Source organism: Verrucomicrobium sp. BvORR106, from assembly GCF_000739655.1.
GTDB lineage: Bacteria > Verrucomicrobiota > Verrucomicrobiia > Verrucomicrobiales > Verrucomicrobiaceae > Verrucomicrobium.
On the sequence record NZ_BATR01000168.1, the window covers coordinates 1 to 13572 of the forward strand.

Annotated in this window: 11 protein-coding genes; 3 read left to right on the top strand and 8 right to left on the bottom strand. The window is 60.5% G+C overall.

The window, feature by feature from the left end; translation table 11 throughout:
- From BV106_RS30390 to BV106_RS30415, 6 genes are all read right to left on the bottom strand, one after another.
- Positions 1 to 286, bottom strand: a 286-nt coding sequence (locus BV106_RS30390; RefSeq protein ID WP_038171187.1) for a hypothetical protein, incomplete at its 3' end; no start/stop codon positions are given.
- Between the two features lie 259 nt (positions 287 to 545).
- Positions 546 to 3536 carry a Sel1-like repeat-containing protein kinase family protein gene (locus BV106_RS30395; protein ID WP_038171188.1) on the bottom strand — a complete coding sequence of 997 codons (2991 nt, stop codon included), beginning with the start codon at positions 3534 to 3536 and terminating at the stop codon, positions 546 to 548.
- Between the two features lie 106 nt (positions 3537 to 3642).
- A complete protein-coding gene (gene guaA / locus BV106_RS30400) occupies positions 3643 to 5163 on the bottom strand; it encodes a glutamine-hydrolyzing GMP synthase (RefSeq protein ID WP_038171189.1) in 1521 nt (506 codons plus the stop codon).
- Positions 5164 to 5269: 106 nt separating this feature from the next.
- Complete coding sequence (locus BV106_RS30405; RefSeq protein WP_038171191.1) at positions 5270 to 6013, bottom strand: hypothetical protein; 744 nt, start codon at positions 6011 to 6013, stop codon at positions 5270 to 5272.
- A 164-nt stretch (positions 6014 to 6177) separates the two neighbouring features.
- Positions 6178 to 8613, bottom strand: a complete 2436-nt coding sequence (gene lon / locus BV106_RS30410; RefSeq protein WP_038171192.1) for an endopeptidase La — start codon at positions 8611 to 8613, stop codon at positions 6178 to 6180.
- A 73-nt stretch (positions 8614 to 8686) separates the two neighbouring features.
- Positions 8687 to 9166, bottom strand: coding sequence for an Hsp20/alpha crystallin family protein (locus BV106_RS30415; RefSeq protein WP_265596235.1), 480 nt, complete (start codon positions 9164 to 9166; stop codon positions 8687 to 8689).
- Between the two features lie 661 nt (positions 9167 to 9827).
- Here BV106_RS30415 and BV106_RS30420 point away from each other — a divergent pair.
- The 3 genes from BV106_RS30420 to BV106_RS30430 all read left to right on the top strand — a co-directional run bounded on the left by BV106_RS30420 (position 9828) and on the right by BV106_RS30430 (position 11648).
- Positions 9828 to 10391: a hypothetical protein gene (locus BV106_RS30420; protein ID WP_038171194.1), complete on the top strand. Its 564-nt coding sequence runs from the start codon at positions 9828 to 9830 to the stop codon at positions 10389 to 10391.
- A gap of 155 nt (positions 10392 to 10546) precedes the next feature.
- On the top strand, positions 10547 to 11095 hold the full coding sequence (locus BV106_RS30425) for a hypothetical protein (protein ID WP_265596236.1): 549 nt from the start codon (positions 10547 to 10549) through the stop codon (positions 11093 to 11095).
- Between the two features lie 79 nt (positions 11096 to 11174).
- Entirely contained in the window at positions 11175 to 11648 is a 474-nt protein-coding gene (locus BV106_RS30430; RefSeq protein ID WP_038171196.1) for a hypothetical protein, read from the top strand.
- A 620-nt stretch (positions 11649 to 12268) separates the two neighbouring features.
- Here BV106_RS30430 and BV106_RS30435 read toward each other — a convergent pair.
- Entirely contained in the window at positions 12269 to 12823 is a 555-nt protein-coding gene (locus BV106_RS30435) for a peroxiredoxin (protein ID WP_038171198.1), read from the bottom strand.
- 158 nt (positions 12824 to 12981) lie between these two features.
- Positions 12982 to 13509, bottom strand: coding sequence for a peroxiredoxin (locus BV106_RS30440; protein WP_038171202.1), 528 nt, complete (start codon positions 13507 to 13509; stop codon positions 12982 to 12984).
- Between the last annotated feature and the right edge of the window lie 63 nt (positions 13510 to 13572).

Consider the following 13572-nt stretch of genomic DNA (forward strand, 5'->3'; position numbering starts at 1 on the left):
TCTCCGGCATGCTGCGGCCAGGCGTGCCCTTCTTGGAGTAGGCACTGATGCTCACCACACTGGGGAGGATGCGCTGCACGACATCCGCGTAGCTCAGAGTGAGCTGACCCGCATTTGCGATGGGTGCAGAGTCACGGGTCACCTTGTTGGCGAAGTCCGAGCTCGTCATCGTGAAGGACGGCTCCTTGGTCTCAACGGGCTTCTGCTCCTGGGCGAAAGTCAGAGCTGCGACTCCGAATACTCCAACTCCTGCAAGGGCCAGTACTTTGGGATGCTGTATTTTCATGGATTAGATTGATAAACTTACGGCCTGATCCGCCCTGCGGATGGGCATGAGTCTGCGAGCATTACAGACGACAGGACACGCTTTTTGTTGAATGTTATTTGTCGCCTTTTGTTTGAACGAACAGGTACGGCTTTTGTTTTGGCAATTCTTGCCATTCTCACGCCCGCTCCGACGGGGTCCCTGAGGCACGACCCCACGCACCACCATCGGACAAAATCCCACCCGTGGAGAACGCAGCCCTTCGGGACTCAGGAGAGACCTAGAAAGTGACGCCCTTCTGCCGGCACCAACCGGCGGCCGCAGCATTGCCCTGGCGGGCGGCCTGCTGATACCAGCGGGAAGCTTCATCCCGGTTGGTCAGCACCCCAGTCCCGTATTCCAGGCACTGAGCATACAGCATCATGCTCTCCGCGTGGCCGCGACCAGCCCCTTCCGCGAAAAGTTGCACGGCACGCTCCGCATCCGGAGAGGTACCCTGACCTCGCAAGTACAGAGCGCCCAGATTGCCACAGGCACTTGCCACCCCTGCGCCATAGGCGTCGGAACACAGCTGGAAGGCTCTGGAATCATCACGCTCCACCCCGATGCCCCGGGCATAACACACCCCCAGGAGATCTTTAGCCACCACATCGCCACCCGTAGCCGCCTTGTCCAGCAAGCCGGCCGCCTTGGCCCCATCTGGGGGCGTTCCCCACCCCTGCAGGTAGCATTCAGCCAGAGGAATGTAAGCCGCCACATCCCCGGCAGCGCTCGCCTTCTCAATCCAGACAAAACCGCTCCGCTCATCCACTGGGCCACCCTCTCCTCTCAGGTAAGCCCTGCCCATGGCCAGCATGGCCTCAGAGCTGCCTCCTTGAGCGGCGCGTTCCGCGGAACCACGTAGTTCCTTGGTGAGCTTGCCGCCGGATTTACGGAGATCCTGCAACTTGGAGATCAGGCTTGGATCCGACGCCACCGGAATGGCCATTGCAACCTCCACCGGAGGCGCACTCTTTCCGACCGCAGTTCCCGCAGGGGAAGCTCCAGCCCCAGTCGTCCCGGCAGGCGTTCCTCCGTGTTTCGCCAGTGCTTCCAGCTCCTTCACAACCGGCTTGCTAGGGGGCGGCAGACTCAACTTGGCGGACTTGCCTGTCTCCGTGGGGACAGGAAGCTCGATCTTGGCAGCCGTCGTCGCCTTTTCTTCACCTTTCGGAGCCGGAGCCGGTGCAGAGGTCTTGTCCTTGCTTCCCTGCAGCCAGACAGCCCGACCCGTGAAATGGGCCAGCGCTGCCCCTACCAGCAACGCTCCAGCCACCACCAGGGTGCACGTGACCCAGAACGGCCGCTTGGACCGCACGGACATCCAGGAACTCTCTACCGTGGAACTGCGCACACGCATGCCAGAGCGCATCGGCGGCAGGGCGAACTCCTCATCGAAGTCGTCCTCCGCCTCTTCCATCACAGATTTTTGAATCAATGCCTCAGCAAAGCCCAAAGCTGGCTGCTCCTCCTCGACTGCTGGCCGCTGCTGAGGCACAGGCATGGGAGGCGGAGGTGAGCCCCCCTTGCGAGCTGGCAGCGAGATTCCGGAGCGCGGCATCTCACGGGCGGCACCCTGAGCAGGCTCCACGCCGCTCAGTTCCGCGTGAGGCACGGTCGGCTTCGGCTGCACCAGCTCATATTTTTGGACCAGCTTCGCAAAGCGGGACAGGAATGAAGGACGAGGTGAGGGCACACCTTTGCCCGTGCGCTGCAGCTCATCTTCCAGCAGCGCGCAAACAGAGTCGGTCTGGGGAATGCCTGTCTCATGCTTGGCGGCCAATCCATCCGGCATGCCCACGAGCCAGCTGCCCAGTGCGGCCAGCCAGCCACCGTTCCAAATCGGGTGCACGCCTCCTTTGATCTGCCCCGGGAGAGGCAACAGGAGACCAGGGTCAGTCCCCCGACCGGCCATGCCATGCATGCACGGGTGCGTGCGAATGACGATGGAGAACCCAGGCCACTCGTTCAACTTTGTGTTGAGCAGGCCCGTATCCACCGGGGCCTCTTTGCCAAAACCAGTGAACAGGTAAATATCCTCCAGCCGCAGGCGATGGCAGGCCACTCCGGCCTTCTCCATCTGCTCCAGCGCAGCGTCCATGCTGGCCAGCACCACATAAACTTCTTGCGGGTCCAGCACGCCCCGGGCTTCCAGCAATTCATTCAGCGGCACCCCTTCCACCGCAGTCTCGCCCACACACTCGATCTCCTCACCGTGCTCGACAAAGACCACCGGGATGAGGTTCGGATACTTCCCCTTGGGGAGATTCTGCACCTGGCGGAGCGCCACGTCAGGAAAGTTCCCCGCGAGCCGTCTGGGTGGCAGCTGCTCCACCACCACGGTCTGGCCCGTCTTCATGTACATCCCCCGCAGCGCATACGGGTGGGCAGGAGTGAGCTTTTGACTCTGAATGCGCACCGTCTGGCTGATGCTGCGGGCCAACTCCTGGAAGTTGGCCATCATGGGCGCGAGGTAGGGCTTGGGCTTGAGCGCTGCGGAGAGCTCCCCTTCCTGCGGGGCGGCGTCCAATTTCTGCAGATCTACAATTGCCTGCTGAAGCAGTCCGGCACCCTGAAGGCTCCACGAGGCCAGCACACTGGTGAGTTGCTCCTGCAGTTCAGCACTGCGGACAGTCGCTTCATCCCCTTCGGAGGACTTTTGCAGATGCTCCCGGAGCCACGTTTGGAGAAACTGGATCTGCTGGCCCAAGGCTTTGGCATCCGCCTTCTCTGCCCCCTTCGTCAGCACGAGGCGGTAATCCGCCAGCACAGCCACCAGGCTTTGAGGCCCGGTCTGCACCAGCCGCAGACTATCCAGAGCCCGGGTTGGCAGGCTGTCCCCCAGAGGGCCGAGCCCGTCCATGACTTTCAAGACCGCAATCGCCAGCTTCACCGCCACTCGGGCAGGGAGGTCTTCCCGACGCTCCAGGTAGGCCCTCAGTGTCTCACCATCAACGCTTTCCGTGATGTAAAAGGCACTGCTGTCATCCTCACCACACTCTACCAGCCGGGCCCGCAAGGGATGCCCCTTGTCCGCGAACTGTTTGGCGCGCGATTCGAAGGCCGCATGATCCTCCACGGGATCCAGCAGCACATGGCAATGCACGAAGACCTGCCGTCGCGAATCGAAGGCGAAGACCGCCACCTGCTCGCTGGAGCGCAGGACTTCTAGGTTGGCCCCATCAGCGTCTTGGGCGATCAGGTAGTGACGGAACTGCGTAGGAGTGGCCATGCTGCTTACTTGACCCGGAATTTCATCAGGCCGGGGGCGTTTTGCAACCCCTTACTAGCAAGATACAAGCCACCGGCCGGGTCGTCCGGCCGGGGCTGGTGGAGACTCACTCCCACTCGATGCTTGCCGGGGGCTTGGTCGAGATGTCATAAAGCACCCGATTGACCCCTTTGACGGAGTTCAGGATGCGGTGCGATGTGGCGCGCAGCACTTCATGCGGCAGTTCCACCCAATCGGCCGTCATGGCATCTTCGCTCACCACGGCACGCAGGGAGATGGCCTGCTCGTAGCTGCGCTCATCGCCTTTCACCCCCACCGTTTTCACCGGAAGCAGGGCAGCATAGGCCTGCCAGGTCTTTTCATACCAGCCAGAGCGACGCAGTTCTTCGATGAAGATCGCGTCCGCATTGCGGCAGATTTCCAGGCGCTCCTCCGTCACGTCACCAGGGACGCGCACCGCCAGCCCCGGCCCGGGGAAGGGGTGACGCCAGAGGGCGCGGTGAGGGATGCCCAGCGCAGCGCCGAGGGCGCGCACTTCATCTTTGAAAAGCTCAGCGAGAGGTTCGATCACTCTCCCCTGTTCCTTGAGTTCCAGCACCCGATCCACGCGGTTGTGGTGCGTCTTGATCTTGGAGGCGATCGATCCGCTCGTAGCGCTCTCAATGACGTCGGGGTAGAGAGTGCCCTGAGCCATAAGCTCAATGTGGTCGGCGGCACCGAAGAAGACGTCCAGGAAGAGGTTGCCGATGATCTTGCGCTTGGCTTCAGGATCGGTCACGCCCTTCAGAGCGCCCAGGAACGTTTCCCGCGCATCCACCACTTCAATCGGCACGCCTACCTCAGCAAACTGGGCCTGCACTTCCTCAGATTCATTTTTGCGCAGGAGGCCGTGATCCACGAAAAGGCAGCGCTGTTTGACGCCTGCCTGGTGCAGCAGCACGGCCAGCACGGTGGAATCCACGCCGCCGGAGACACCGCAGATGACTTCCCGCCCGCCAACTTCCTGGCGGATCTTTTCAATCATCTGCTCCTTGAAGGAAGCGATGCTGAACTTGGCCAGACGGCCGGCAGCGAGGCCGAGGAAGTTGTTGAGAATCTTCGTCCCCTGGTGGGAGTGGGTGACCTCTGGGTGGAACTGGATGCCAAAGCAGGCTTCACCCCACTGGAGAGCCACCGGAATCGCATCCTGGTTCGTGGCGATGACCTGGGTGCCCTCGGGCAGGTTCTGCACCGTGTCACTGTGGCTCATCCAGATCTGGGAATCCGCAGGGATGCCCTTGAAAAGCACGTTGTCGTTGGCGATGAGGCGGGCCGGACCGTACTCACGGGTCACGCCCGGCTTCACCGTGCCGCCATGCTTGATGTTGAGCAGCTGCATCCCGTAGCAGACCCCGAGAATGGGGACCTCCAAGGCACGCAAGGCATCAAAATCCACATCTGGAGCATCGACTTCTGAGGTGCTGCGTGGTCCGCCGCTCAGGATCACTGCACCCGGCTTGTTCAGCTCCGTCAGCTGTGCAGGCGCATACAGGTGGGACACAAAACCCAGTTCGCGGACTCTCCGCACAATGAGCTGGCTATATTGCGAGCCATAGTCCAACACTGCTACTTCGCCTTCGGTCATCATAATTTTGAATAGAAGGCGGTAGTCATTCGCGCAGATAGGCGGGATGTCAAAGGCGGAAGAACGGCAATCCGCATTTGACAGGCAAGACCCGGCGTCACTCCCCTGCTCAGAGGAGCTGGTGATCCGGGGTCCGAATGACGCTTAAGGTCCGCACTGAACCGACCAGCCAGATGGCCACCAACAGGAGCACCGCCCGTTGCGGGACGCCGCGCACCGGGCTGCCGCTCCAGAGCCACCAGCCAAAAAAACAGACGCCAGTCATCAGCACGATGCCCCGCGCCGCCGCCCGCCAGTCCTGGCGCTTGAAGTCCAGCACCAGAAACATCGACGCCGCGGCCACGAACCCTAAAATGAAGAGCCTGAACCCGAGATTGTGATACCAGCGCATGCTCCACTGCTCTGGCGTCAGCCCCACGAGCTGGGGCTCAGGAGATCCCAGGAGGTACTGAAGAATCCGGAAGCGGTGGCCGGTCTCGTAGTGCGGCGGGAGCAGGTCGAACACCACCACCAGCAACAAGCCCGTGATCATCACCGCCGTCACCCCCAGCCAGTAGAGCGTGGCCCAGAACACCCAGGGCCCGCGCGCATGATGCTCCAGCGCCACACGACCGAACCACGCGAGGCAAACGCAGAACCCCAGAATGCCAGCTTTGATCCACAATCCCTCCGGCCACTTCCCTGCGTAGTCGCTCACGTAAAAGGTGAGCGGATGGAATGAGCGACCATGAACCGGATCATACGCCGCCCCATGCAAGAGCCAATGTCCGACGAAGATGAACAGACAGGCCAGACACAATGATCCCCAGAAAACTGCCGGGTGGGTGAAAATGCGACGTGCGCCATGAGCCATGCAACTGGGAGTCGCACAGGCCCAATCCGTTCAATACACGCCTCCACCCAAGTAGCATACACAGCCGACGCCTGGCCTACCCGGCCCTGACTCCCGCAGTTGTGAGGAGTCAGGGCCGCACCGCCCAAAATGCGGCATCAGGCGCGTTCGCAAAATCAGCTCCCCTACTCGCTGACCAGCGCCTCCCGCAGCACATCATCCACCGTATCCACAGGGATGATCCGCACGGTCTCACGCACCTCCGCCGGCAGTTCAGGGATGTCCTTCTCATTCAGCCTGGGAATCAGGATGGTCTTGATGCCCGCCCGGAGAGCGGCGATGGACTTCTCCTTGAGCCCGCCGATCGGCAGTGCCAGGCCACGCAGCGTCACCTCACCGGTCATCGCCACATCTTTGCTGACGGGACGCCCCGTGTAGAGCGAGGCCAGAGCCGTGAACATGGCAATGCCCGCGGAAGGTCCGTCCTTGGGAACGGCCCCGGCGGGGACGTGCACGTGCACTTCTGTCTCCTCAAACTCCTTGGGATCGATCCCCAGCTTATCTGCCCGACTCCGCACCAGGCTGAGCGCGGCGCGCACGGATTCCTTCATCACATCGCCCAGCTGCCCGGTGAGAATGAAGCCACCCTTGCCCGGATACCGCACGGCTTCGATGTGCAGGATCTCCCCACCCACCGAAGTATAGGCCAGACCCGTCACCACGCCCGGGGCACTGCTTTGCAGCCGGCTTTCCCGGCCAAATTGTGCCGCACCCAGTGCCTCTACCACCACAGCTGGAGTCACCTCCACGCGATCAGTTTCCTCCTTTGCCACCTGGGCTGCGACATGCCGCACCACCGAGGCGATCTGGCGCTCCAGATTGCGCACGCCGGCCTCGCGGGTGTAGTCTTCGATCACTGTGGAGATGGCCTCATCGGTCCACGGGCATTGCTCCGGCTTGAGCCCGTGCTCCTCCACCTGACGTCTCACAAGATAGCTCCGGCCAATGGCGAGCTTCTCGCGTTCGGTGTAGCCCGGCAGCTGCACCACCTCCATGCGATCCCGCAAGGGGGCTGGCACGGTGTCCAGCGTGTTACAGGTGGCGATGAACATCACCTGGGAGAGGTCGAACGGCAGATCCACATAGCGATCCACGAACTCGTGGTTCTGCCGCGGGTCCAGCACTTCCAGCAAGGCACTGGCAGGATCGCCGCGGAAGTCCGCCCCCATCTTGTCCAGCTCATCCAGCATGATCACCGGATTCCTCGTCCCCAGACGACGCAACTCCTGAATGAGCCGCCCAGGCATGGAGCCGATGTACGTGCGACGGTGTCCACGTATCTCCGACTCATCCCGGATGCCCCCCAAGCTGATCCGGGCAAACTTGCGCCCCAGGGAATCCGCAATGGATTGCCCTAGACTCGTCTTGCCCACGCCCGGAGGACCTAGGAAACAAAGGATCGGCCCATGCCCGGCCGGATTGAGCTTGCGCACCGCCAGATACTCGATGAGCCGGCGCTTGATCTTTTCCAGGCCGTAATGATCCCGGTCCAGGATCTCCTGAGCCTTCTTCAGGTCCACGTGTTCCTCATCCAGTTTCTGCCAGGGCAAGTCTGCGAGCGTCTCCAGGTAGTTGAGGGTAACGGAATGATCCGGGCTGGCCGCAGGCGTGATCTCGAGCTTCTTCAGCTCCTTCTTGGCCTGAGCCTTCGCCTTGTCCGGGAGCCCGGCTTCATCCAGACGGCGGCGCAGATCTTCCACCTGCTCTTCAGTCCCGCCATCTTCACCCAGCTCCTTCTGGATCGCGCGCACCTGCTCCCGCAGATAAGCCCTCTTCTGAGCCTCGGAGAACTCACTCTGCACATCCTGCCGGAGCTTGCTCTGCAGCTCGGCAATATGCAGCTGATTGTAAAGATGCCCTTGAAGCCGTGCGATGCGCCGCAGCACATCGCGCTCCTCCAGCAGGGCCTGCTGCTCCCCTACCTCCAGCCCCAGGTTCGAGGCAAGAAAGTCCGTGAGCGTCGAGGCATCATGAATGCCGTTCACAGCATTGACGGCTTCTTCGGAGGCATCCGGACGCAGCTTCAGCAGCTTGACCGCGGATTCTCGCAGGTTGGCCATGGCGGCCGCCGTGTTGTCATCGGTCGCAGGCGCGACGCTGGGCAGCACCTCCACCTCAGCGCGAAGAAAAGGCTCTGTTTGCACTGGATTTTTCACGCGGATGCGATCCTCCCCATGAACGAGGATAACCACCCCGTTCTGGGTCTGCCGCATCATGCTGATGACCTTGGCCAGCGTGCCGTGCTCATGCAGGTCAGCCGGGCCCGGTTCGTCATTGGCGGGATCTTTTTGCATCACCAGCGCCAGCATCTTGCCTTGAGGAAGACTCTCCTCCAGCAGGCGCAAGCTGCCCGCCCGGTTCACACTCAGAGGAACGACGGTGCCGGGAAAAACAATGGTATTGCGCAATGGCAGGACTGCCAGGGTCAGCGGGCTGGCGGGAGGATCTCCTGTGCGGGTCGTGCCCTCAGCGGCACCCGCATCGGGACCAGCCACATCCAGCACCGGGGCCACCGGAGCCTGGGGAGGAGAATCGTCGGGGGAGCGAGTCTCAGTTTGCATGGAAAGTAAGGGGAAAGGTGCGTTCACAGCGGGGGGTGTTCTTTTGAAATTCGTGGGAGGGGTCGCCAGGAGATCAGGCCTTGGGGAGCGAGATCCAGAGCCAACCGTTCTCCTGTCGGGCATGAGCCTCTGGCACGTTCAGATCCACGGGAAAATCGATGGTGCGCTCGAAGCTGCCGTCCGAGATCTCCATGATGAGAATACGTCCGCACGGAGGATGCCCACAGCTCGCCTCCGGAGCACTGCGTTGCCCGCGGAACACGAGGCGTTGATCGGTCAGCTCAATGAGTATTTCATCTTTGCTTACGCCAGCCAGATCCACACAGACCTCAAACTTGGAGGGATGTTCGTAAACATTGACCGACGGACACCACACAGCTGCCGGAGGTCGGAAGGCACTATGCCGGAGCTTTTCGAGCTCCGAAACCAGCTTGTCCGCCCGCGTGACAATGTGGGTGAGACGAATGCCTCGGGGCATCGTCGTCCGGACAGTGGAAACCAGCAACACCGGACGGTGGGGCTCCGGTTGATGAGGACGTGTCGAACTGGGCATGGCAGGAAGATGTGGCGCAGATGACGTGTTCATCTTGGGGCACATGCGCAGCCCCATGGATGATACGAACGTCAGCGATCGAGTGGGGGCAAACGATGTGGGAGGCAGAACGGCCAGGCAGGAACTCAATGGCCCCAGCAAAGCCGTTCAGAACTTTAGTTAACCAGGTCAGTCGCGCCACCCATGACAAACCACCCCCGATGAGGTCTGGCACCACATTCAGCTGCCGCGTGCGGAGTAGTCCGGTTGTGCCAACCGGCTTCGGGAGCGGAGGGATACGTTCACCATCATTCATCCGGCAAATCAACGCAATGGACTCAGGCCGTAGATGGCTCCGGCGACTGAACGGCTGGGACAGCCGAACTACGTCCAGCAAGGCAGCTCACAACTTCAGTTCATCAGCCGTTCTGTAGTGAACTCCAAGCACCGAGCTGAAGCTCTCAACTACTTTACTCAGCCAAAACTCGTCATCCTTGATCGGGCATCCGCCTCCCTGGATGGACACGCACACTTCACTTTGACACTCCGTCGCCAAACATGTTAGCCTGACCTTTTCCGCCAAACTCCCGTTTGCTCAGCCCAGGCCGCTCGCCACCGCGCTGAATCTGAATTCGCAAAATCCGCCTTCAATTCCCCCCCCTCACTTCCCGAACCGCTTCCCATGAAATCCACGCTTCACTCGTTGTTCATCGTCCCGGTGCTCCTCGCCACAGCACCCCTCGGCCAACTCAAAGCCCAGGATTCCTCCGCATCACCCAACCGTCGTCCCGCCTCGGCCATCAAAGTGGTGCAACCGGACGGCTCCAAACAGGAGGTCAAACTGCCCGCACGTGAACTCCTTGCTACCGATGGCAGCCTGACGCTCTACCCAGGAGATGAAGTTCATCTGGAGTTCGAGGAAAAGAACGGAAAGCTGACCACCCCCAAAGTGGTCGCCTCGGGTGCCGCACCGGACCGCACAATCACCTTCAAAATGACCCAGCAGAAGGAGATGACCCTGCTCACACGCACCACCAAGATCCAGCAGACGGTGGCGATGGATTGCGGAAATCGCAGCGGCAAACGTGAAGTGTATTCCAGCACCAATCTGCGCCCCACGGAAAAGGGCCTGGCATCATTCGACAGCTGGCCTGGCTCCGTCTGGTCCATCAAGCTGACCAACATCGAGGTCAGTGACCGCTCCGCGCAGGAAGTCTATATGGAGAAGGTGAAGAAGAACCGGTAGGAACGTGGCCGCAACATGCGGATATCTGGTGAAACACTGTGAAAGCCTTTGGGTTCAGTCTCTTGTTGGTCTGGTTCGCGATCCTGGCAGGTGTAGGTGAAGCGGTCTGGCTTAGCGTGGTGGTGCTATGGATGGTCTATCCGCTCATCTGCAGAATGTCCACCGCAGTCATCGGATTGTCCATGGTCACCGGCGCTTCCATCATCTTGGCGCACTCGACAGGGTTCAAGCTTTGTGGGCGTCCCGCCATCTTCAACAATCGGCCCATTACGCAAAAAGGATCCTGGACCTTCCACCACGTGGAGTCGCCCAATCTTCTGGTCGCCACGGATGGATCAAAGCATGCCGTGCCCGGCATCGCCTTCATGCCGGACACTCCTGAGATGGAGCTCGAGGCAATGGAGCGCGACGATCCCGATCATCGCTCAGCCTTTGCAGCGAGTCGTCGGCCGTTTCGCTTTGCGGCCGATCCCAGCTCTCCTGGTGGCTACTTGGCAGAAGTCAGAATCGAGTATTCCTGCGGGAACACTTTCTTTCCAGAACACCTGCTGCCCCGCCGCCTTCCCTCTCACCGAGTACGAGATGTCACCAAGGCGTTGCGGAACTACGTTCAAGTCCCCTACACCTCAGAGAGCGGCGCCTGGGAAGTGAGCGTATCGAGGGCTTCAACGGGGCCTAGGCCAAGCGGATCAGAGGCGCATTAATGGATCAAACCCGGACTAGCCGCAGGCGGAGGGGCGAGCTTATTGACAAAAACCAGCGTTGCTGCGACCCTAGTCATCTATGGGCGAGATCGGTCTGATTCTCGGCGAATTGTTCATGCTGATCATCGAGGCGACCTGGTGGGCCTCGGTCCTTTTCTACTATGGACTGATATCTATTTTCAGTGCCCGCCATCGAGAGAAACTCAAGCAGCATTGGCGTCGTTCCACCGTCAGCAAGATCACCCTGGTGCTCTACACAGGTGTCGGCTTGGTATGGGTTTCAGCCGTGGGATGGTACTGGATCCATATTCTGACGCCCCAGCCTGAACCAGAATCTGACGGAAATACCCTCACTCTTGTGAATAAGGCTGTCACACCTGAAGACCGCAAAGCTTTGCTCAATACCGACAAGGTGGAAGATTTGGCGATGGAAGGGGCTAGGGTGGCCATCGACAAGTTCAAGTCGACCTGGAAGTTCCGTTCATCGAACCAGGAGGCTAAGGAGGATGCCAAGGTTTCGAAGGAAGCTGCGGCGCAGCAAGGGAGTGAGTGATGTCCGTGGCAGGCTCAGCGTCACGCAGGCTTCCCACCCTGTTTCAGCTATCAGGCCATAGGAAATCACAAGAGCCGCCAAAGCGGCGTCGAGCCGCACGCACTCCAAGACGCTGCCGCGTTGGGTGAACATGCCAGATGAAGCATCCTTGGCTCCAATGTGTGCGAGTGTCGCGAAGCGTCTTGGAGTGCGTGCGGCTCGACGCCGCTTTCGCCTGATGGAGACAGGTCCCCGCAGCCCTTGATGAATGCCAGCAGAGTTCGCCCCCCTGCACCATCAAGACTCCCGAACGACCATCCCGAAATTGACTCCATCCGTCATTTGGCCGAGATGGCCTACTGCTCCGCAGTAGAAATCACCGAACCTCATACCATGGGTAGTCCTCGCTCCGCTCGGCCGCCCCATGGCTACGGATTGGCGAACCCTTCGGGTTCATGAGCCAACTCGCGCAAAAATTGACGCACTGACGCACTGACGCACTGACGCACTGACGCACTGACGCACTGACGCACTGACGCACTGACGCACTGACGCACTGACGCACTGACGCACTGACGCACTGACGCACTGACGCACTGACGCACTGACGCACTGACCTACCGGTTTACTGAATCACTGATTTACTGTTTCACCGACTCACCGTCCGCCCGCACCACCTTCAGCACATCCGCCGCCTGCTCCACGGTGGAGGCCTTGGCGTCGTGCCAGATGACCTTGCCATCTTTGACCAGGAACGCCTGACGCGTGGCCATGCCCACCAGAGGAATTTTCTTCACGCCGAACTCCTTCAGAATCTTCCCGTCTGGATCGGCCAGCAGAGTGAAAGGGAGATTGTATTTCTTCTCAAACTTCTTCTGCGCCTCCACGCCATCCGTGCTGACGCCCACGACCTGAATGCCGGCCTTGGTGAGATCTGTATAAGCATCCCGCAGGCTGCAGGCTTGCGCCGTGCAGCCCGGGGTGTCGGCTTTGGGGTAAAAATAGACGAGCGTCAGCCCCTTGAGATAGAGGTCCTCCAGTTTGACGGTTTTGCCGTTCTGATCCTGGGCCTCCACCTTGGGGGCGACGTAGGGATCGACGAGCTTGCCTTCGCTGGCGTGGGTAAAGAGGGTGGAAAACAGTCCCATGGCGACAATCAGGGTGATGAGGATCAGGAGGGGCTTCTTGAATTTCATGACCTCAAACTGGAAAAAGCGGATCAAACAGATCGCGGGTTCAGCGGATGTTACGCGCGCCAAATGCGAATTGGATTCAATCGCTGCACCCGTCACCCAAACAAAAACCCCGTGTCCCTCTGCGGAACACGGGGTTAAAGAGACTGCTGCGAGGTCGCTTACTTGGCCTCTTCCACGGCCTTGAGTGCGTCTTCGGCCTGTTTCTCGGTGGCGGCGGCGGGGTCATGCCACACCACTTTGCCGTCCTTCACGAGGAAGGCTTCGCGGGAGGCCATGCCGTTGGGGCGCTTGGCGACCTTGAAAGCATCAATGACCTTGCCGTCTTTGTCAGCGATCAGCTGGAAGGGGAAGGTGTACTTTTCCGAGAAGGCTTTCTGGGCCTCCACGGTGTCCGCGCTCACGCCGACGATTTTGACACCTTTCTTGGCCAGTTCGGCATTTCCATCACGAAGGCTGCAGCCCTGCTTGGTGCAGCCCGGGGTGTCCGCCTTCGGGTAGAAGTACACGAGCACGAACTTGTTGTCCTTGTACAGGTCAGCAAACTTGACGGCTTTGCCCGTCTGGTCGGTGCCTTCGATGGCGGGAGCGGCGTAGGGTGGGTCAACTTTCACAGCTTTGGGTCCGGCGATGACGCTGGCGGCGGCCAGCAGGGTAAGAGAAAAAACGGCGGCGATGGATTTCTTCATGGCGGGAGCAAAACGCGAAAGCCCCCGGCAGTCTAGCAAGAATGGGAGTGTCGCCTTCAGTTC